The sequence below is a fragment of the Salinisphaera shabanensis E1L3A genome (assembly GCF_000215955.2).
In the GTDB taxonomy this organism is placed as follows: Bacteria; Pseudomonadota; Gammaproteobacteria; order Nevskiales; family Salinisphaeraceae; genus Salinisphaera; species Salinisphaera shabanensis.
Genome location: NZ_AFNV02000028.1, coordinates 33,218 through 52,251 on the forward strand (window position 1 = coordinate 33,218; position 19,034 = coordinate 52,251).

A 19,034-nucleotide genomic window follows, 5' to 3' on the forward strand; every position below is an offset into this window, starting at 1 on the left:
GTTTGCCTTTACGTGAAGACTAGGCGCGAATGCCAAGCAGCGTATCGAACAGGCTTGCAGCCGTTTCGATCACCCGGGCATTCGCTTGATACATTTGTTGGTAATACATCAGATTGACGCGCTCTTCATCGAGATTGACCCCCGAAACCGACTGTTGTGCGGTTTCGAGTTCGCTGGTGAGCATGTCCTGCGCGCTGCTGTTGACCTGCAACGAGCGCGTCTTGTTACCGATATCACTCACCAACCGCGCGTAGCCACTGTTGAAGCTGCTATCACCTTCGATCGCCGGCTCGTCCTGCAAGGCAGCCAGTGCCAGTGCATTCGTGTTATCGCCGGTGCCGCCGCCCTGGCCTGCAGCGATCGCTGCCGTGCTCTTGACGGCCACTTCCATGGCTGCGGCGGCCCGATCAAGCGGCTTGATGGTAAACGCGTCGCCGTCTAGCGGTTCACCTTGAATCTGCACCTCGACACCGTCGAACTGCAACGGCATCTCATCGCCCCCGAAAAAGCGTTTTTCGCCGTCGCTTAGACGCGTGAGCTTGTAAGAACTGGTGTCTCCGTCGTATTCGAGCCGGTAGTTGCTCGCGCGTACTTCGGCGCTCGCGCCTTCGGTGAACTTAACGTCGAGTGTGGCCGTACTGTTGTTGTTCGCGTCGCTGAAACTCACCGGGCTGCCGGCTTCGAAGAATGCGCCACCGGCCTGGCCCTTGAGGGTCGTACCGCCCTGGTGAACCTCGTTTACCCGCGTGGACAGCGTATGCGCGATCTGATCCAGGCGCAGCTCTGCAGGCTCGAGCGAATCCTTGCGGAACGCGAGTAGGCCGCCAACCGTACCGCCTTTGATGCTCGACTCCGAAAGTTCACGCACCTGGCCGTTTCCGACCTTGAAACCGATCGCCGAGCGCGTCGGATCGGCACTGGAATCAACCAGCGCCAGGGATTTCGCACCGTTTGCATCCACCAATGGCTGTCCTGCAACCATGATGTGATAGGAGTTGCCATCCTGAACCGACAGCTTTACGTCGACCAGATCGCCCAATGCCGATACCAGCTGGTCACGCTGATCAAGCAGATTGTTCGGCGGCTGGCCGGTCTTTGCCTGGGCCTGCACGATCTGGGTATTCAGGCCGGATATCTGCTCGGCATAGTTGTTGACCTGGGTAACGGCTCCGTTGATCTGCGATTCAACGCTTTCGCCCATATCCGACAGATATTCCGAGAATGCCCGGAACTGTGCCGTCATGCTGTTGGCATCGCCGAGCAGCGATTCGCGCGCGGCGGAGTCCGCCGGGCTTGCGGACAACGTCTGCATACCACCGAAAAACTTCTGCATCAGCGGTGCAAGGCCGGCTTCGCGGTCGCCCAGAAGGTTGTTGACTTGCGAGATCTGGCCGAGATGGGTGTCCAGTGCGCTCGAACGACTCTGGGCGTCGTTGAGCTGCCCGGTCAGGTACTGCTGATACTGGCGCTCAACACCCGTCGTACGTACCCCGCCGCCCTGGCCGTTGCCGGTCTGTGACGTGCTCAGCCCGGCGACCTGGCGACTGTAGCCCGGGGTGTTGACGTTGCTGATGTTGTTGCTGGTCGTCGCCAGCGCGGTTTGCGCTGCGCCGAGGCCACTCAAGGCGATGCCGAAGAGATTGGACATGATCGCTCTACAAGTTTGGCATGCGCACCATCGGTGCGGTCATGAAGAAAATAACGGCAAAAGCGCAAAAAAGTTGAATGACTTCCCTGCCCCGCTCGACCCTAGAAAAGACGCGTTAAGTCAGCTGCTTGAGCCTGCGCAACCTGCACAGGCTCGGCCGCCGTCGCGACGTCGTCAGCCGGCAGGCGACTCATGATCGAGACCAACTTGTTGGCATAGGCCGGATCGGTCGCATAGCCACAGTTCTGCAGCGCTCGGGCGGCATGTTCAGCCGTCGGCGCGTCGACCACCGGCTTGTAGCGCGGCGATTGCGTAAGCAGCCGTGCATAGTCCGAAAAAGCCTGCTCGTAGGAATCGTAGGCCCGGAACTCGGCCTGGGTCGTGTAGCGTCGCGAACCAGCATATTCCGTAGTTTTCACGCTCGCTGCGTCGCCGTCCCAGCCAGTGGCCTTGATGTTGAAAACGTTGAAACTCGGGCTGCCGTCGGCACGGGTGATCTCATGTTTGCCCCAGCCGGTTTCGAGCGCAGCCTGGGCAAGGATCAGACGTTTGGGGATGCCGGTTTCACGCGATGCCACCGCAGCTGCCGAATCCATTCGATCCAGGAACCGGTTGACGTGATCGGGGAGCACAGCGCGGCGAACTGCATCGGAAGCCGACACATCTGCTTCAGCACGCGCGATCTTCACGGGTTCGTTCGCGGCTGCCTGCAACGGCGGGCGTGGAAACTCCTTGCGGGCCAGATCGTCGGTGGGCTCTGCGCTACGGCGGCTGGCCGCGATCGAATCCGAGGCACGCAGCGCTTGCGGCGCGGCATTCGGAATCGAAGCCAACAAGGCATCGACGTTGTTGTCTGCGGTGACGGATGGCGTCGCTTTACCTTGCAGCTGCTGGGTCAGCATATCGGCGAGACCCATACCGCGCTGCGACATGGTCTGCGCCCATTGCTGGTCCATGAGCTGCTGATACATTTCCGAGCGCTGACTGTTCATCAGCCCGCTTTGCGGAATGGCATCCCGCATCTGCTTGAGCATCTTCTGCAGGAAAACCGCCTCAAACTGCTTGGCCGCCTCCTTGAGCCCCTCCTCCGGCGAGTTTTTCGCGGAGTACTTGAGCTTGGCGACCGAGTTCATGCTCAGAGCGAAATCGCCCGCGGTGCCTGCACTTGTCATCTAGATGATCTCCAACTCGGCGTTCAGCGCCCCGGCGGATTTCAGCGCCTCGAGAATAGCCATCAGATCGGTCGGCGTGGCGCCAAGACGATTGAGCGCATCCACGACCTGGCGCAGCGATGCGCTTTCGGAAATGGTGTGCAGCGTGCCGCTGCCTTCCTGCACGCTGATATCGGCGTTGGGGACCACCGCTGTCTGCCCGCCCGAAAAAGCGTTGGGCTGGCTGACAATGGGGTTCGAGTCGATCACCACCGACAAACTGCCGTGAGCGATCGCCGCGCTGTTGAGCGTAACGTTGCGATTCATCACCACTGAACCGGTCCGCGAGTTGATCACCACGCGCGGCACATCCTGTCCCGGGGTGACATTCAAGTCCTGTACACGCGCAAGAAACGCCACCTTGGCGCCTTCATCCATGGGCGCCTGCAGCGTAATGGTGCGCGAGTTCTTGGCCGTTGCGATATTGGAACCGAACGCCTGATTGATGGCATTCATCGTACGCAGCGCGGTGTTGAAATCAGCGCGCTTTAGGTCGAGATCAATCTCCCCGCCAGTCGCCAGCTGTGCAGGCACGGTCCGTTCGATCGTCGCGCCGGCCGGAATACGACCTGCGCCGGTCTGGTTGACCTGCACACTGCTGCCCCCGGCGCTGGCGCTGATACCCGGCGCCAGAATGTTGCCCTGGGCCAGCGCATAGATATTGCCGTCAGCGCCCTTGAGCGGGGTCATCAGCAAAGTGCCGCCACGCAGACTCTTGGCGTTGCCAACCGAGGAAACGGTGACATCCAACTCCTGGCCAGTACCGGCAAACGGCGGCAGGTCCGCCGTTACCATGACCGCGGCAACGTTCTTGAGCTGCATGTTGGTACCCGCCGGCACGGTCACACCGAGCTGGGTGAGCATGTTCTTGAGCGCCTGACTCGTGAACGGGGTCTGGGTGGTCTGATCACCCGTGTTGCCCAGACCGACCACAAGCCCGTAGCCGACCAGCGGGTTGGAGCGTACACCACTGAAGGTGGCGATATCGCCCAGGCGCGCGGCCTGTGCGCTGCCGACGATCAACAGTGCGCCGGCAACAGCCAGCAACATGCGTTTGTACCGCCCGATCTGGATCATGTCTTGACTCGCTCACGAAAGAAGGAACAAACGGTTCATTTCAGGGTTTACAGCGGCGACAGGTTCAGGAACACGCGCTGCAGCCAGCCCATACGCTGGGCTTCATCGATATAGCCGTCGCCGTAGTATTCGAGGCGGGCGTTGGCGACCTGGGTCGATACCACGGTGCTGTCAGCCGAAACGGTGCGCGGATTGACCACGCCCGAAAACAGGATGTATTCCACGCCCTGGTTGATACCGATCCGCTTTTCACCAGCCACCTGAAGATTGCCGTTGGGCAACACATCCATGACGGTCACGGTGATCGTGCCGGTGAAATTGTTCGAGGCATTCGCACCGCCACTGCCATTGAAGCTGTTCGCCCCCGACAGGTCGGTGCCTTGAGCCTCCAACAGACTCTGGAGCGCTTCCGGAATCTGGGTGGGTGTGAACTCGACCGACCCATTGCGACTGGCCTTGGCCGCCGAGCTCTTCGAGGCGCTTACGGCTTCGTCAAGCACGATGGTGAGAATATCGCCGACCTGGGTCGGGCGCCGATCCTCGAACAACGGCTTCGTATAACTGGCCCGAAAGATCGACCCATCGGCCGGCGGTGCCGGCGGCAGCTGCGGCGGCGCGGTGGTCGGCCCTTCGACCACGTTCTTGCGCGGCAGTTGGGCACAGGCCGACAGCGCCATCAAAGCCGTGAAGATCACGGCCAGGCGCAGAATCCGCGGAAACAGGGACGCGCTTCGCATCGGTCGCTCGTTACAGCTGGGCCAGACGCTGGAGCATCTGGTCAGACGTTTCGACTGCCTTGGAGTTGATCTCGTAGGCACGCTGGGTGGCGATCATGTTCACCATTTCCTCGACCACGTTCACGTTCGAGGTTTCGACAAACTTGTGACGCAGCAGGCCCGTGCCGTTGAGGCCCGGAATGCTGTCGTTACGGGGGCCCGACGCGGTCGTTTCGCGATACAGGTTGTCGCCGATGCTCTGCAGGCCGGTCGGGTTGATGAACGTGGTCAGCTGCATCTGGCCCACCTGCACGTTTTCGGCCGTGCCCGGCTGGGTCACGGAGACGGTGCCGTCGGTGGCCACGCTGATGGACAGCGCGTTTTCCGGAATCGTGATGGCCGGCTCGATCGGAAAGCCCGAGGCGGTGACCAGCTGTCCGTTCTGGTCGATCTGGAACGAGCCGTCGCGGGTGTAGGCATTGGTGCCGTCGGGCATCTGTACGGCAAAGAAGCCGCGGCCGTCGATGGCGACATCCTTGGAGTTGCCGGTCTGCTCCAGATTGCCCTGAGAATGCAGACGTTCGTTGGCGACCGGCTGTACACCGGAGCCGATCTGCAGGCCCGATGGCAGGTTGGTCTGTACCGACGACAAGGCGCCGGGCTGACGCATGTCCTGATAGAGCAGATCCTGAAAGACCGCGCGCGAGCGCTTGAAGCCGTTGGTCGACACGTTCGCCAGGTTATTGGCAATGGTATCGAGCTTGACCTGCTGCGATTCGAGGCCGGTCTTGGCAATCCAGAGTGAGCGAATCATGCGTTTTCCCTCGTTGCGCCGAGCCACAAGCCCGCGCGATGCGTATCTAAAAGAAACTAGGTCAGTGAGAGCAGCTTGTTGGCGCTCTGGTCGTTTTCGTCGATGCTGCTGATCATCTTCATCTGCATCTCGAAGCGACGCGCGTTTTCAATCATCGAAACCATCGCTTCCGTCGGGTTGACGTTGCTGGACTCGATAGCGCCGCTAACCACACGTACGGTGTCGTCGGCCGCGAACGGGGCGCCGGGCGTGCCGTCTTCGTTATTGCGCGGGTGGAACAGGTTGTCTCCGCCGCGTGCAATCTGGTCGGCTTCGGGGTTGACCAGCTTGAGCCGACCGATTTCAGCGATGGCATTGGGCTGATCGCCCGCACCGAGGGCCGAAATCGTGCCATCGGGCGCGATCGTGACTTCAGCGCCCAACGGCAGCACCAACGGCGCACCGAACTCGCTGAGCACGACGTTGCCGTTGCTACGCAGCAGACCGGTGGAATCCATCTGCAGCCCGCCTGCGCGGGTATAGGCTTCCTCGCCGTTCTCGGCCTGCACCGCCAACCAGCCGTCGCCATCGATAGCTACGTCCAGGCTGCGCCCGGTTTCGGTCATATCCCCGGGGGTCAAATCGGCCCCCGGGGTGGTGCTGGCCGTGATCGCTCGCGTCGCCAGACCATCGCCATTGACCGGCACGGCCCGAAACATCGACAGCTGAGCGCGAAAGCCCGGCGTCGAGGCATTGGCCATGTTGTTGGCTACCACGGCCTGGCGTTCCAGGGTCTGGGTAGCGCCGCTGAGCGCGGTGTAAATCAGTCGATCCATGACGAAACGTCCTGCAGTAGAAGCGAGCTAGCGATCAGAGGTCATTAACGCAGGTTGACCGCGGTCTGCAGGACCTGATCCTGCGTCTTGATCGTCTGCGCATTGGCCTGGTAGTTACGCTGCGCAATGATCATTTCGACCAGCTGCTGCGACAAATCCACGTTGGAGCCTTCCAGCGTCGAGCCCAGCAGGCTGCCGAACTGGCCGGTACCGGCGACGCCGAGCCCCGGCTGGCCGGATTCCGCGGTTTCAACCCAGGCATTACCGCCCACCGGCGACAGGCCCTGCTCGTTGCGGAAGCTGGCCAACGCAATCTGGCCGACATTGATGGCCTGACCGTTGGAGTAGCTGCCGCGGATCATGCCGTCCTTGCCGATATTGATCGCGGTCAGATCACCCGACACATAACCGTTCTGCTGCGGCGTGCTGGCCGAGAATTCCTGCGCGGTCTGTGACGAGCCACCGAAATCGAAGCTGAAATCGATCGGCGCCGAACCGTTTTGCGCGTTCAGGCTATAGGCCACCGTGGACGCCCCCAGCGTATCGGGCTTGTTCTGCTGGCCCGCTTCGGTGAGGTTGCCGTTGGCGTTGAAGCTCAGCGTGCTGGCGGGCAGCTGCTGGACATAGCGAATCTGGCCGCCCGAGAAACTGCCGTCCGGATTGGCGCTGGCGCCCGAGACATAGGCGGTGTAGTTGTGATCACCGTCGCTGAATTCGTAGCGGCCATTGCCACCGGCCACGGGATCGAAGCCGTTATACGTGGCGTCGGCATCAACCGTACGCGGCAAGTTGGACTCTTCGCCCAGCGCCATTTCGCCGTTCACACTCCAGCTGTTGGCAGCGGTCTTGGTGAAGTACAGGTTCACGCTGTGCGCATTGCCCAACGAATCGAACACCGTATTGGGCGTGCTCCAGTTATAGCTGTCGGCGTCATCGGCGTTGAATGCACCCGTCTTGATCTCGGCGCCCGCGTCCAGCGCGGTTTCCAGCGACGCCTGAGTGGTCGCCTTGGCGTTCATGCGCTCGGTCGGAATGACCAGTGGCACCGGGTTGCCGCCAGCCGCCACAGTCGGCTCGGCCGCCGGGTTGTTGAAGTTGGTCACGTTGTAGCCGGTGAGCAGCGCACCCTGGGCATTGGCGATATTGCCATCCTTGGTCTGCTGGAATTCGCCGTTACGCGAATACAGTGTCTGGGCGCCATCGGTGAGACGGAAGAAACCGCCGCCGTCGATCGCAACGTCGAGATTGCGGCCGGTATTGTTGAGCGCACCACCAGCAAAGTTCTGGGTTACACCCGTGACCTGGGCGCCGAGGCCGGTCTTGGCACCGGCATAGATATCCGCGAATTCGCTACGGCCGGACTTGAAGCCCACCGTCTGCGAGTTGGCGATGTTGTTGCCGATGCTGCTCAGGCTGCTGTTGGCCGCGTTGAGACCGCTGACCCCTTGCGAAAAACTCATGTTGCTTCCCTCGTGTTTCGAGTGTTGAAGTATTGCCCGATCGCGGGCGTGATGATTGGTCGATTAGCGCGCGTTTACGCACGCAATTCGCGATACCCGGGTACTAGATGATTTGACGGATGGCATCGAGCCCGACCAGTCCCTTCGGACCCAGATCAAGCTGCGGACCGTTGTCACTCGCGACCACGCCGCCGACATATCCCATGGTCAACGGCTGTACCGGCACCGACTGGCCGTCCGGCCCAAGCGCCGTGATGCTCACCGTGTAGTTGCCCTCGCCCACGATCTGGCCGGAGGCGTCCTTGCCATCCCAGGAGAACGACTGAATGCCCGCCTGCTGATTTTCGTAAGTGGATTCGTGAACCACGCTGCCCGCGCCGTCGGTGATGGTCAGCTTGAGCTCGCTCGCGGGCGATTCGAGTTCCATGCCGAACGGAGTGGCCGCTCCTTCGGCACCTACGCTAATACTGTCGCCGGCCACGAGTACGCCGCGCCCGATAAGCGCGCTGGCCTGCAGCTGCTGTGCGGCATCCATCTGGCCGCCGATGGAAGACAGGGTGTCATTGAGGTCGTTGATGCCACTCACGGTGTTGATCTGCGCGATCTGCGAAGTCACCTGTGAGTTGTCCATGGGGTTGAGCGGGTCCTGGTTCTGCATCTGTGCAACCAGCAAGGTCATGAACTGTTCGCTCATGTCCTTGGCACGCGTGCGCGAGGCCGCTCCAGCGGCGCTAGCGCCGCTGGCAGCGTTGACGGAACCCAGAATATCGGTAGCCATGATGATTGAACCTTGTTGTTATTCGCCGAGCGTCAACGTACGCAGCGCCAGCTCCTTGCCGGTGTTGAGCACTTCGATGTTGGCCTGATAGGAACGCGACGAAGAGATCATGTTGATCATCTCGTCGGTGGGATTGACGTTGGGCATCTGTACATAGCCCTTGTCGTCGGCCATGGCATGGCCCGGGTTGTATTCCTGACGAAACGGCGCATCGCTTTCGATTACGTCGGAAACACGCACGCCGCCAATACCGTCGACCGCGCCCGCCTCGAGCTCGAATCGCACTTGCTTGGCGCGATAGGGTTCGCCGTTCGGCCCGGATACGCTATCCGCGTTGGCCATGTTGCTGGCCGCGACGTTCATCCGCTGGGCCTGGGCCGTCAGCGCCGAACCCGCGGTATTGAAAAGATTGATGATCGACATTCTTATTCCTCGTGGTTAGACGCTGATCAGCGTTCAGGCTGCATCGCGGCACGCAGGCCTTTGATCTGGGAACCGAGAATCTGAAGATTCGCGCGGTAGTGGACGGCGTTATTCATGAACTCGACGCGTTCCACGTCCATGTCCACCGTATTGCCGTCCAGACTGGGCTGCGCGGCATTGCGATAGGCCAGCTGCGTACCATCGAGGCTGCCAGGGCTGGCCGCGCCAATATGCCCAACCGCCGTCGTCTTCAAGGGCACGGCGGGCGTGCCGTTATTACCGGTCGCGCCCAACACGCGGTCGAGCTCGGCACGGAAGTCGAAATCACGCGACTTGTAGCCGGGCGTGTCGGCATTGGCGATATTCGCCGCCAGCACATCCTGGCGCTTGTCGCGCAAGTCAAGCGCCTGCTTGTAGAAACTCAGCGACGCTTCGAGTCGATCGAGCATGATGGCTGCTCCCTCATGGCCTGCAGATGGTTTTGCGACGGTCATACTAAGAGGCCGAGCGAAAGGGCCATGGGTAGAACAGGCACCGATTTGGGCTCTATTTCGCCGGATAGCGAAGCCGCGCCTGCCCCTACAATCCGCCGACATAAGATCACGCCCGTCTATCGCGAGCCCGTCCCGGCATGAACCCGAACGCCCGCCATCGCAAAGCACGCACCACGCTGAGGCTATTCGCCATGGCGGCCCTTGGCTGGGCGGCGGTATCGGCGCACGCAGACGACGCGTCAATGCAACGGCTACTCACGGATTATCTGCGTACGCAGGCGCCACTCGACGGCGATGTGGATGTTTCCGTCACCATGCCGCGGGTCAACATGCCGGCGTGCCACAATCCGCGCCCGTTCCTGCCAGGCCGCAATCCGCGTATCGCCGGCAATATCACGGTGGGCGTGCAATGTCCGGGCGACCGGCCGGCTACCCGTTACTTTCAGGCGCGCGTGACCGTCATCGCCGACTACTATGTCGCCGCGCGTGACCTCATGCCCGGCGATGTCCTCGGCATGGGCGATATTCGACGTGAACAAGGCGATCTATCGCGCCTGCCCGCCAATATCGCAACAAGCGCCGACAGACTGCTCGGCATGTCGGTTAGCCGACGTGTCGCGGCCGGGCGCCCCTTGGGCGAGTCCATGGTTCGACAACCGCTTGCAATCAAACGCGGCGAACTCGTACGCGTGGTCGCGGTCGGGCCGGGCTTTTCGATTACGACCGAAGGCAAGGCGCTCAACGCGGCGCCGCTCGGCGGCGACGTACGCGTCAGTACACAGGAGGGCTCGATTGTCATTGGACGGAGCACGAACGAGAATACGGTGACGATCACGCGTTGACCCGTTGTGCGCGATATCGGCGTTCGCGATTAAAGAAAAAAATCCGATCGCCGATCTTTGCGCCATGGCACGCACAATCGTTCCCTACGGAACGTTCGAGGAATACCGCCGTGAAGATCGACCCGACACAGAACACACCGCGCATCGCCAATACCGAGATACGCGACATCAAGAAGACTGACGAGGCCAAATCCGGCGCCCAGGCGCCTGCCGCGTCAGCCCGTTTTCAACCGTCCGGCATTTCGGACGCCTCGCAGGATATCGACATGGCCCGCGTCAACGAGATTCGTGACGCGATCAGCCAAGGCAAACTCGAGATCCGTTCCGACAAGATCGCCGACGGCCTGATCGCCAGCGCCCAGGCGTTGGTTTCCGGCAAGTCATAACCAGGACAACATCATGAACGACCCCTTCGCGATCAACCTGCAACAGCATCACGACGCCTTGGGTGAGTTCATGACGTTGCTCGAAACCGAGCAATCGTTGTTCACCGATGCGCCGGTCGCCGTAGACGCGCTGGCGCGTCTGACCGAGCGCAAGGCTGCGCAGGCGAAAACGCTCGAACAGCTCGATGGCCAACGTCGGGCCATTCTGCACGAGCGTGGCTACAGCACGGATCGCGATGGCGCCAGCCAGCTGGCTGGCGCTTTGGAACAGGACGCGCTCTGGCAGGCTCTGCTGGAGCGTATCGAAGCGGCACGCATGCAAAACCAGATCAATGGTCTGGCAATCGGCACGCGGCTGGATCATACAAACCGCACGCTGAGCTTTCTTCAGCGTGAAACCGGCCAGACGCTGTACGGACCGAACGGGCGCACGCGCGCATTCGGCTCCAACCATAGCCTGCGCAACGGCGTTTAACCCGCCACCGGCAGGCTTCAAACGGCGCGGGCAAACCAGGGCGTCGGAGTCCGAGCGGCAGGATCCCGTTAACGGAAATTCACCATCAAGGTGAGCGCGCCGCCTTCGAGCGGCGTGCGTGCTGCGCGTGGTCCCTGGATCCGGAAGTTGAACCGAAATGGCGTCGCCACTGGCAAGCCGGCGAACGCCGTGGTTTGCCCGCGTGCGTTCGACGCATCGACACAACGGCCGCCGCCACACAACTGCACGACCAACTCACGCGGGCGCCATCCGGCATAGTCGTAGCGCCAGGCGACCCGCGTGATGGCATTGCCGGACAGCGGTGTGCTGTTATTCGGAGAAAGTGTCGCACTGTCGTAGCGCAGCCCCTGCTGACGCAGGGTCGGCGCATCGCTTTGTGCCACCCAGCGCCCTGCAGCCATCGCCGGGGAGAATATCCCGACAAGGGCCAGAATCAGGATGATCGCCGATACGCGTAACCCGGCTGACATCTGCGAACGGTTAGCGCCCGCCGATGAGCATGTTGACCCGCACGCTGCGATCGTCGGGAATTTCGTTTTGCGAAAGCACCACGAGCTGACGCATGCGCCGGCGCAAGAAACGTGTCAGCAACGGCCGCAGTTCATGCTGAACCACCAGCACCGGCGCCAGGCCTCGCTCTTCCTGACGCGCCACCGAATTCTCGACCTGTTGCACGAGCGTGTCGGCCAGGCCGGGCTCCATGCCACCACCGTTGGTCAGCGCCTGCATGAGCATCTGCTCGAGCTTGGCATCCAGCGTCATTACTTCCAACTGCGGCGCGCCGCCGTACCAGTGCTGCACGATCGAACGGCCGAGCGCCATACGCACCAGCGCGGTCAACTCGTTCACATCCTGGGTATGCCCGGCGTTGACCGCCAGCACATCCAGGATCCGACGCATATCACGGATCGAGACCTCTTCCTCGAGCAGGTTCTGCAGGATGCTCGTGATCGTGCTCAACGGCACCAGTTTGGGCACCACATCATCGACCAGCGCCGGATTGTCGTTCTTGACGCGATCAAGCAGGGCCTGGGTTTCGCTGCGGCCAAGCATATCGCTGGCGTGCTGGGCCAACAGATGATTGATATGGGTCGCGATGACGGTCGACGCATCGACCACGGTATAGCCCTGCACCTCGGCCTGTTCGCGATGACCTTCCTCGATCCAGACCGCAGGCAGGCCGAAGGCCGGATCGGTGCCGGCCCGACCTTCGAGCGTGCCGTGGGCCTGACCCGGGTCGATTGCCAGCCATTGCCCCGGATAGGCCTCACCGCGGCCGATTTCGACGCCGTTGAGGGCCAGACTATAGCTGTGCGGCTGGAATTCCAGGTTGTCCCGAATATGCACGACCGACGGCAGAAAGCCGACTTCCTGGGCGAATTTCTTGCGCACACCCTTGATACGCTTGAGCAGCTCGCCGTCCTGATGCGCGTCGACAAGCGGAATCAACCGATAGCCGACTTCCAGACTCAACGGATCAACAAGCTGCACGTCGTCCCAACTGGCTTCGCGGCTTTCGGCGGTGACCGGCGCCACGGGGGCCTGTTGTTCAGCCTGCGCTTGCTGTTCGCGCGCCTGTTTCTGCAGCCACCAGCCCAGGCCGCCCAGCAGCGCGGTGAAGAACAGAAACACGAGGTTCGGCATGCCGGGCACAAGCCCCAACATGCCGAGCACGCCGGCAGACAGAAACAGAACCTTGGGATTGGTGAACAGCTGAGCCAGCATCTGCTGGCCCACGTCCTGATCGGTGCTCACCCGCGATACGGTCACACCCGCCGCGGTCGAAATCACCAGCGCCGGCACCTGGGCAACCAGGCCGTCGCCAATGGTCAGCAGCGTATAAGTGCGCGCGGCCTCGCCCGCCGACAAACCATGTTCGCCCATGCCGATGATCAGGCCTCCGATAAGGTTGATCACCATGATCAGGATGCCGGCAATAGCGTCACCGCGCACGAACTTGCTCGCGCCGTCCATGGAGCCGAAGAAATCGGCCTCCTGCGAGATTTCCTGGCGTCGTTCCTTGGCTTGCTGTTCATCGATGAGCCCGGCATTCAAATCGGCGTCGATCGCCATCTGCTTGCCCGGCATGGCATCGAGCGTAAAGCGCGCGCCGACTTCGGCGATACGCCCCGCGCCCTTCGTGATCACCATGAAGTTGATCACGATCAGAATGCCGAACACGACCAGACCCACCGCGAAGTTACCGCCTACCAGGAACTGGCCGAACGCCTCGATCACCTGACCGGCCGCGCCCGCCCCGGAATGACCGTTCATGAGCACGACACGGGTCGACGCGACGTTCAGCGACAATCGCAGCAACGTGGCAAACAGCAGTACCGTGGGAAAAGCGGCAAAATCCAATGGCTTCTGGGTGAACATCGCCACCAGCAGCACCATGATCGACAGCGCGATATTGAAGGTGAAGAACAGATCCAGCACGAACGGCGGCAATGGCAGGATCATCATCGCCATGATCATGATGATCAGTACCGGGCCGGCCAGCATCTTGTACTGAGCTGAACCACCCGCGCCCAGACGGCCAAACATCGTGTTTAAAGCGTTCATGTGTTCGTGTCTTCCTCGTCCGGGTCGAGGCCCGGCGGTACGGCAATCGCCGCAGGTTTGACGGGCGGCACACCGCCGGCTTCGTTATAGCGTTTGAGCTGGAACACCCAGGCCAGAACCTCGGCGACGGCCGTATACAACGCGGCCGGAATTTCCGTATCCAGGTCACCGTGGCGATACAACGCGCGCGCCAGCGGCGGGGCCTCCAGCAACGGTACGCCCGACTCGGCGCCCAGTTCGCGGATCTTGGCTGCCACATTATCAGCCCCCTTGGCGACTACACGGGGCGCGTTCATTTCACCGTCACGATACGATAGCGCCACCGCGTAATGGGTCGGGTTGGTGACGATAACGTCGGCGGTGGGCACTTCACTCATCATGCGGCCGCGCGCCATGGCCTGCTGCTGCTGGCGAATCTTGGCCTTGAGTTGCGGGTCGCCTTCGGATTCCTTGTGCTCGTCCTTGATCTCCTGGCGACTCATGCGCAGCTTCTTGTGATGGCTCCATAACTGGTAAGGCACATCAATGCCGACGACCACGGTAAAAGCCAGCAGCATCAGCGCACAGCAGGTGACGATCAGGGTCAGCGCATGCAAAAGCGCGCCGTGGCCCTGCTCCTTGGCGAGGCTGAGCAGCTCGTCGAGATGGTTATAGACGAACCAGACCGCGACCGAGCCGATCAGCACCGACTTGGCGATCGCCTTGGTCAGCTCGATCAGGCCCTGAGAGGAAAATATCCGGCCGAGACCCTTGATCGGATCGAGTTTCTTGGCATCGAACTTGATGGACTTCGGCGAGAACAGCCAGCCGCCGAGCAAGGTAGGCGCCAGCAGTGCCACGACCACCAGCGGCAACGTGATGGGTGCGAGTGCACCCAGTGTGGTCAGCGCCTGCGCCCATTGATGATCCAGCACCCGCGAGCTGTCCATGGCCATGGACGCGTCGAAACGCATGCTCGCCTGCATGACGGTCATCATCTGCTCGCCCATCCAGCCGGCCATCAGCCATAGGCTGGCCAGGCCCACGCACAGCAGCATGAACGTCGCCAGTTCGCGCGAACGCGGAACCTGGCCGTCCTCGCGCGCCTTCTCCAGGCGTCGCGGGGTTGCCGGTTCTGTTTTTTCCGCGTCGCTTTCGTTGGACATGCGCTACCCGAGGCGCCGCTGCCCGGAATCGGGACCACGGCCGAAGTTTCGAGTAGGCATTATGCAAAGCGCGAGCGCGCGCCGATTGCGCGAACAGCGGCGTTAATGCGCGCTTATCGTCGGATGCAGCTGTGCACGGGCGCCGCAGCGCCCGTGTTTATCACCACCTAGAAGCCGAGACTGTCCAGCAAGTCGTCCACCTGAGCCTGATCGGTCACGATGTCGGTATTGCCGTCGGTCTGGATCTGCGGGCCGTTGAGCAAGGACGAATTCTCGAGACTTTTTTCGCGACGCTCCCCCTCGTAACCACGAACGCGATCCTCGGGCAGGTAACGCAACAGCACTTCGATGAGCTGTTTTTCGATATCGCGGATGACGACCACGAGCTTCTTGATGACCTGGCCGGTCAGGTCCTGAAAGTCCTGCGCCATCATGATGTCATGCAGTTGGCCGCTGGTGGCCTGCGTCTGTTCCGGAACCCATTGCAGATAGCTGCGGGTGTCGCGCACGAGTTCGCGCGCGTCGACCAGTTCGATCGGCGCGTCGAACCAGCTTTGCCAGCGTTCGTCGAGCTTGACCGCCCGGTTTTCTATTTCGGTTTGCAGTGGCTGGGCGACTTCGATCGATGACAGCGCGGTTTCGGCAGCCTGTTCGGTCATTGTTGCAATATAGTTGAGCCGATCGCGCGCATCCGGGATGGCGTCGGCCGCTTTTTCCACTTCACGATCCAGACCCAGCTCGCGCATGCTTTCGTTGAGCGCGCGCGTGAGCTGACCGATACGATCGATCAGTTCCTCGGCCTGTTCTGGTACGGCCTCTTCGACCTGATTGTTGTGTTCCATGATGCTGCCTTCTCCTGCCCTTCGGGCATGCGCTTACATGCCGAGTTTTTCGAAGATACGCTCGAGCTTCTCTTCCAGCGTAGCGGCTGAAAACGGCTTGACCACATAACCGCTGGCGCCGGCCTGGGCCGCGGCGATGATGTTCTCTTTCTTGGCCTCGGCGGTAACCATCAGTACCGGCAGATCTTTGAGCGTATCACTTGCACGGATACGCTTGAGCATTTCCAACCCGTCGAGATTTGGCATGTTCCAGTCCGATACAACGAACTGAAATTTGCCGGTATTGAGCTTTTCCAACGCATCGACGCCGTCTTCGGCTTCTTCGACGTTGTTATAGCCCAGCTCTTTGAGCAGGTTGCGCACGATCCGGCGCATCGTGGAAAAGTCGTCGACGACGAGGAAGTTGAGGTTCTTGTCCGCCATGGCGATATCTCGGTTTTGTTGACTGGCCTGTGGGTGGGTGAAGCGTTTCGGTTGCGGGCGAACGCCCGGCTGGTTCTAGATGCGCAAGGCGCGGCTTTCCGGACCGGATAGCAACGCCAGCGCCTGTCGGGACATATCGTCGATCGGCACAACAGCCTGCGCCGCGCCGATCGCGATCGCCTCGCGAGGCATGCCGAACACGACACAGCTGGCTTCGTCCTGGGCGAGCGTGGCAGCGCCGGCTTCGCGCATCTGCAAAAGCCCCTGTGCACCGTCCTTGCCCATACCGGTCATGAGAATGCCGATCGCGTTGCGTCCGGCATGTTTCGCTGCCGATTCGAACAAGACATCGACCGAAGGCCGATGCCGATTGACCGGCGGGCCGGCCTCGAGGGCGACAACATAGTTCGCCCCGCTGCGCGCCAGGCGCAGGTGCTGCTCACCGCCGGGCGCAATATACGCGCGCCCAGGCAGCACACGCTCGCCGTGTTCGGCCTCCTTGACCTGGATACGACACAACGAGTCCATACGTTTGGCAAACGATGCGGTAAAGCCGCCCGGCATGTGCTGGGTGATCAGAATCGCGGGCGCGTCGGCCGGCATAGGCTCGAGAAATTCGCGAATCGCTTCCGTGCCGCCGGTCGACGCCCCCACGATGAACAGTTTCTCGCTGGAAACGCGCGGCGCCACCAGCGGCTGTGCTCCAGCCGGCCGACTTGTAGGCCGACGCAGGGTGGCACGGGCAGCCCCTCTGATTTTTTCGACAATTTCATGGCCGCTTTCGACCAGGCCCCGGCTGAGATCGAGCTTCGGCTTGGTCACGAAATCGACTGCGCCGAGTTCCAACGCCTGTAACGTGATATCCGACCCCCGCTCGGTCAGCGACGAGAGCATGATCACCGGCATGGGCCGCAGGCGCATGAGCTTGCCGAGGAAATCCAGCCCGTCCATACGCGGCATTTCCACGTCGAGGGTCAGCACGTCCGGGTTATGTTGTTTGATCAACTCGCGGGCGACCAGCGGGTCCGGCGCGGTCGCGACCATTTCCATATCGTCTTCGTTGTTGACGATTTCGGTTACGAGCTTACGGATCAATGCCGAATCATCGACACAGAGAACCCGGATCGCACGCTTGGCGGTCATGCTCACGATGCCGTCTCCTTACGTACGTGTTTCGCAGAATCCGTGCTCGTAGCGATCACACCTGCAACCGGCATCGCTGGAGCGAGCTTGTTTGCGAGCAGCACATCTTGCTGAACCATACGCCGTTCGCCACCGCGCAGCCGACGTAGCTGCACGCGGCCCGTCACCGGGAAATAATGCACCTGGCGAGCGCAGTCGCCTTTGAGCTCCTGCGACAATACGGCAATGCCGCAGTTTTCGAGATACTCGAGTATGAATGCGGAATTGGCTTCGCCGACGCGCGCACCCTGCACGCCGCTCATGAGCATCGCCCCACCAAAGACTTTCGCCTCGATACGCTCGCGACGCGCGCCCTGCTGGTAGAGCGCTTCCAGCAAGGTGTCCATGGCATAGTCGCCATATCGCATGGAACGCGCTTCAGCTTCGGCAACATCAGGTCCCGCGGCCGGCAACATGAAGTGGTTAAGTCCGCCCACACCGGCCACAGGGTCGCGCAGACAGGCCGCGACACACGAGCCGAGTACCGTAGTCAGCACCACATCCTCCCGGGTAATGGCGTACTCGTTCGGCAAAACGCGGATCGCATCCATACCGTGACGCTGGTCGAAATAGGTATGTGTCGACCCATTCTGGATCGATCGAGCTCCCTGGCGAACGGTCATGCCGACACCTTCGTCGGGCGCTGACTGCTGCCTAGCGCACGCTCGTAGACGGTATGGCTGCGCAAACGCAGTGACTGCGTGATGTTGGAGAAATTCTCCGAATGACCGGCGAACAACAAGCCATCCTCTCGCAGCAACCCGGCAAAGCGCTCCAACAGGCGCGCCTGGGTGGGCTTGTCGAAATAGATCATTAGATTCCGGCAGAAGATGACGTCCAACGGGCCATCGATATTCCAGTTCGAATCGAGCAGATTGAGTACCCGGAAGGTGATGTTCTGGCTCAAGCTCGGCTGCACGCGCACCATGCCTTCACGCTCGCCGGTGCCTTTAAGGAAGAAACGCTGCAGCCGCTCGGAGCTCATCTTGCTGACATCGTTCATTGAATAGATGCCGCGCTGCGCGACTTCGATGGCGCGCGTGTCGATATCGGTGGCTAGAATGCTGGCTGCCCGCTGGTTCGCACCTAACGCCTCGGCCAGCGTAATTGCGATTGAATACGGCTCCTCGCCGGTCGATGCCGCACAGGTCCACACCTTGAGCGGCGCACTGCGCGCCTTAGCGTGGGCAGCGAGCAGGGGAAAATGATGGGCTTCGCGAAAGAACGAGGTCAGGTTGGTCGTCAGCGCATTAACGAAATGCTCCCACTCAACGTGACTGGCGTCGGCCTGCAACATCGACAGATAATCGCGAAAACGGGTATGTCCAAGCACCCGAATACGCTTGGCCAAGCGGCTGTACACCATCTCGGTTTTGTGCGGCGCCAGAGAAATTCCCGCACGCGCATGGATAAGCTTGCGCACGCACTCGAAGTCCTCAGAGGTCAGCAATAGGTCACGTTCGTTTCGAACAGCCAGCACGGGCGAACCCTCCTTGAAGATGGCGGGCCCGCCGCGAACCACCACCAGGAAGGGCGTGGAATCTACGATGCTCTGGGCCTTTAGCTAGCATCGACCGACAGTGAATTTTCTTTAATACACTTTCTATTCAGAATGTTAGACGACAAAAAGCGCCGCACCATTCGGCGCAGCGCTTGCATGATAGACAGATTGATGGCGCCAGACGACGCGCGGGCGCTAGGTGTGTAAACCCACCAG

General features: G+C 61.3%; 21 protein-coding genes. 3 read left to right on the forward strand and 18 right to left on the reverse strand.

Annotated elements, in window-relative coordinates:
- Positions 1-19: 19 nt before the first annotated feature.
- The 10 genes from flgK to flgB all read right to left on the reverse strand — a co-directional run bounded on the left by flgK (position 20) and on the right by flgB (position 9,391).
- A complete protein-coding gene (gene flgK / locus SSPSH_RS15740) occupies positions 20-1,648 on the reverse strand; it encodes a flagellar hook-associated protein FlgK (RefSeq protein WP_006914607.1) in 1,629 nt (542 codons plus the stop codon).
- Between the two features lie 101 nt (positions 1,649-1,749).
- Entirely contained in the window at positions 1,750-2,820 is a 1,071-nt protein-coding gene (gene flgJ, locus SSPSH_RS15745) for a flagellar assembly peptidoglycan hydrolase FlgJ (protein WP_006914609.1), read from the reverse strand.
- Positions 2,821-3,936 carry a flagellar basal body P-ring protein FlgI gene (locus SSPSH_RS15750; RefSeq protein ID WP_006914610.1) on the reverse strand — a complete coding sequence of 372 codons (1,116 nt, stop codon included), beginning with the start codon at positions 3,934-3,936 and terminating at the stop codon, positions 2,821-2,823.
- Positions 3,937-3,983: 47 nt separating this feature from the next.
- Entirely contained in the window at positions 3,984-4,673 is a 690-nt protein-coding gene (locus SSPSH_RS15755) for a flagellar basal body L-ring protein FlgH (protein ID WP_006914611.1), read from the reverse strand.
- 10 nt (positions 4,674-4,683) lie between these two features.
- Positions 4,684-5,466 carry a flagellar basal-body rod protein FlgG gene (flgG, locus tag SSPSH_RS15760; RefSeq protein ID WP_006914612.1) on the reverse strand — a complete coding sequence of 261 codons (783 nt, stop codon included), beginning with the start codon at positions 5,464-5,466 and terminating at the stop codon, positions 4,684-4,686.
- A 56-nt stretch (positions 5,467-5,522) separates the two neighbouring features.
- The gene (flgF, locus tag SSPSH_RS15765) at positions 5,523-6,281 is read right to left on the reverse strand and encodes a flagellar basal-body rod protein FlgF (RefSeq protein ID WP_006914613.1); all 759 of its coding nucleotides are present in this window, start codon (positions 6,279-6,281) and stop codon (positions 5,523-5,525) included.
- A 44-nt stretch (positions 6,282-6,325) separates the two neighbouring features.
- Positions 6,326-7,741, reverse strand: a complete 1,416-nt coding sequence (gene flgE, locus SSPSH_RS15770) for a flagellar hook protein FlgE (protein ID WP_006914614.1) — start codon at positions 7,739-7,741, stop codon at positions 6,326-6,328.
- Positions 7,742-7,844: 103 nt separating this feature from the next.
- Positions 7,845-8,519: a flagellar hook assembly protein FlgD gene (locus SSPSH_RS15775; RefSeq protein WP_006914615.1), complete on the reverse strand. Its 675-nt coding sequence runs from the start codon at positions 8,517-8,519 to the stop codon at positions 7,845-7,847.
- A gap of 18 nt (positions 8,520-8,537) precedes the next feature.
- Positions 8,538-8,942 carry a flagellar basal body rod protein FlgC gene (flgC, locus tag SSPSH_RS15780; RefSeq protein ID WP_006914616.1) on the reverse strand — a complete coding sequence of 135 codons (405 nt, stop codon included), beginning with the start codon at positions 8,940-8,942 and terminating at the stop codon, positions 8,538-8,540.
- A 26-nt stretch (positions 8,943-8,968) separates the two neighbouring features.
- Complete coding sequence (gene flgB, locus SSPSH_RS15785) at positions 8,969-9,391, reverse strand: flagellar basal body rod protein FlgB (RefSeq protein WP_006914617.1); 423 nt, start codon at positions 9,389-9,391, stop codon at positions 8,969-8,971.
- A 182-nt stretch (positions 9,392-9,573) separates the two neighbouring features.
- On the opposite strand from flgB, the gene flgA reads away from it, so the two are divergent.
- From flgA to SSPSH_RS18135, 3 genes are all read left to right on the forward strand, one after another.
- Complete coding sequence (gene flgA / locus SSPSH_RS15790) at positions 9,574-10,278, forward strand: flagellar basal body P-ring formation chaperone FlgA (RefSeq protein ID WP_006914618.1); 705 nt, start codon at positions 9,574-9,576, stop codon at positions 10,276-10,278.
- A gap of 110 nt (positions 10,279-10,388) precedes the next feature.
- Complete coding sequence (locus SSPSH_RS15795; RefSeq protein ID WP_006914619.1) at positions 10,389-10,664, forward strand: flagellar biosynthesis anti-sigma factor FlgM; 276 nt, start codon at positions 10,389-10,391, stop codon at positions 10,662-10,664.
- 13 nt (positions 10,665-10,677) lie between these two features.
- Positions 10,678-11,139 carry a flagella synthesis protein FlgN gene (locus SSPSH_RS18135; protein WP_006914620.1) on the forward strand — a complete coding sequence of 154 codons (462 nt, stop codon included), beginning with the start codon at positions 10,678-10,680 and terminating at the stop codon, positions 11,137-11,139.
- A gap of 68 nt (positions 11,140-11,207) precedes the next feature.
- Here the strand turns inward: SSPSH_RS18135 and SSPSH_RS18140 are convergent, their stop codons facing one another.
- From SSPSH_RS18140 to SSPSH_RS15840, 8 genes are all read right to left on the reverse strand, one after another.
- Positions 11,208-11,630, reverse strand: a complete 423-nt coding sequence (locus SSPSH_RS18140) for a flagellar protein FlhE (RefSeq protein WP_006914621.1) — start codon at positions 11,628-11,630, stop codon at positions 11,208-11,210.
- A gap of 10 nt (positions 11,631-11,640) precedes the next feature.
- Positions 11,641-13,725 carry a flagellar biosynthesis protein FlhA gene (gene flhA, locus SSPSH_RS15810; RefSeq protein WP_021031880.1) on the reverse strand — a complete coding sequence of 695 codons (2,085 nt, stop codon included), beginning with the start codon at positions 13,723-13,725 and terminating at the stop codon, positions 11,641-11,643.
- Positions 13,722-14,870 carry a flagellar biosynthesis protein FlhB gene (gene flhB, locus SSPSH_RS15815; protein ID WP_006914623.1) on the reverse strand — a complete coding sequence of 383 codons (1,149 nt, stop codon included), beginning with the start codon at positions 14,868-14,870 and terminating at the stop codon, positions 13,722-13,724. The genes flhA and flhB overlap by 4 nt, the downstream gene beginning before the upstream one ends.
- A 167-nt stretch (positions 14,871-15,037) precedes the next feature.
- Positions 15,038-15,712, reverse strand: coding sequence for a protein phosphatase CheZ (cheZ, locus tag SSPSH_RS15820; RefSeq protein WP_006914624.1), 675 nt, complete (start codon positions 15,710-15,712; stop codon positions 15,038-15,040).
- Between the two features lie 33 nt (positions 15,713-15,745).
- Positions 15,746-16,135: a chemotaxis response regulator CheY gene (gene cheY, locus SSPSH_RS15825; RefSeq protein ID WP_006914626.1), complete on the reverse strand. Its 390-nt coding sequence runs from the start codon at positions 16,133-16,135 to the stop codon at positions 15,746-15,748.
- A 75-nt stretch (positions 16,136-16,210) separates the two neighbouring features.
- Entirely contained in the window at positions 16,211-17,278 is a 1,068-nt protein-coding gene (locus tag SSPSH_RS15830) for a protein-glutamate methylesterase/protein-glutamine glutaminase (RefSeq protein WP_006914627.1), read from the reverse strand.
- Positions 17,279-17,280: 2 nt separating this feature from the next.
- Positions 17,281-17,940: a chemoreceptor glutamine deamidase CheD gene (locus SSPSH_RS15835; RefSeq protein ID WP_006914628.1), complete on the reverse strand. Its 660-nt coding sequence runs from the start codon at positions 17,938-17,940 to the stop codon at positions 17,281-17,283.
- Complete coding sequence (locus tag SSPSH_RS15840; protein WP_021031882.1) at positions 17,937-18,797, reverse strand: CheR family methyltransferase; 861 nt, start codon at positions 18,795-18,797, stop codon at positions 17,937-17,939. The genes SSPSH_RS15835 and SSPSH_RS15840 overlap by 4 nt, the downstream gene beginning before the upstream one ends.
- Between the last annotated feature and the right edge of the window lie 237 nt (positions 18,798-19,034).

Coding starts and splice junctions, on each gene's coding strand:
- SSPSH_RS15755 (WP_006914611.1), bottom strand. CDS start 4,673: ATGCGAAGCGCGTCCCTGTTTCCGCGGATTCTGCGCCTGGCCGTGATC.
- flgK (WP_006914607.1), bottom strand. CDS start 1,648: ATGTCCAATCTCTTCGGCATCGCCTTGAGTGGCCTCGGCGCAGCGCAA.
- SSPSH_RS15750 (WP_006914610.1), bottom strand. CDS start 3,936: ATGATCCAGATCGGGCGGTACAAACGCATGTTGCTGGCTGTTGCCGGC.
- cheZ (WP_006914624.1), bottom strand. CDS start 15,712: ATGGAACACAACAATCAGGTCGAAGAGGCCGTACCAGAACAGGCCGAG.
- flgJ (WP_006914609.1), bottom strand. CDS start 2,820: ATGACAAGTGCAGGCACCGCGGGCGATTTCGCTCTGAGCATGAACTCG.
- SSPSH_RS15830 (WP_006914627.1), bottom strand. CDS start 17,278: ATGACCGCCAAGCGTGCGATCCGGGTTCTCTGTGTCGATGATTCGGCA.
- flgG (WP_006914612.1), bottom strand. CDS start 5,466: ATGATTCGCTCACTCTGGATTGCCAAGACCGGCCTCGAATCGCAGCAG.
- flhA (WP_021031880.1), bottom strand. CDS start 13,725: ATGAACGCTTTAAACACGATGTTTGGCCGTCTGGGCGCGGGTGGTTCA.
- SSPSH_RS15775 (WP_006914615.1), bottom strand. CDS start 8,519: ATGGCTACCGATATTCTGGGTTCCGTCAACGCTGCCAGCGGCGCTAGC.
- flgC (WP_006914616.1), bottom strand. CDS start 8,942: ATGTCGATCATCAATCTTTTCAATACCGCGGGTTCGGCGCTGACGGCC.
- SSPSH_RS15835 (WP_006914628.1), bottom strand. CDS start 17,940: ATGACCGTTCGCCAGGGAGCTCGATCGATCCAGAATGGGTCGACACAT.
- cheY (WP_006914626.1), bottom strand. CDS start 16,135: ATGGCGGACAAGAACCTCAACTTCCTCGTCGTCGACGACTTTTCCACG.
- flgE (WP_006914614.1), bottom strand. CDS start 7,741: ATGAGTTTTTCGCAAGGGGTCAGCGGTCTCAACGCGGCCAACAGCAGC.
- flgB (WP_006914617.1), bottom strand. CDS start 9,391: ATGCTCGATCGACTCGAAGCGTCGCTGAGTTTCTACAAGCAGGCGCTT.
- SSPSH_RS18140 (WP_006914621.1), bottom strand. CDS start 11,630: ATGTCAGCCGGGTTACGCGTATCGGCGATCATCCTGATTCTGGCCCTT.
- flgF (WP_006914613.1), bottom strand. CDS start 6,281: ATGGATCGACTGATTTACACCGCGCTCAGCGGCGCTACCCAGACCCTG.
- flgA (WP_006914618.1), top strand. CDS start 9,574: ATGAACCCGAACGCCCGCCATCGCAAAGCACGCACCACGCTGAGGCTA.
- flhB (WP_006914623.1), bottom strand. CDS start 14,870: ATGTCCAACGAAAGCGACGCGGAAAAAACAGAACCGGCAACCCCGCGA.
- SSPSH_RS18135 (WP_006914620.1), top strand. CDS start 10,678: ATGAACGACCCCTTCGCGATCAACCTGCAACAGCATCACGACGCCTTG.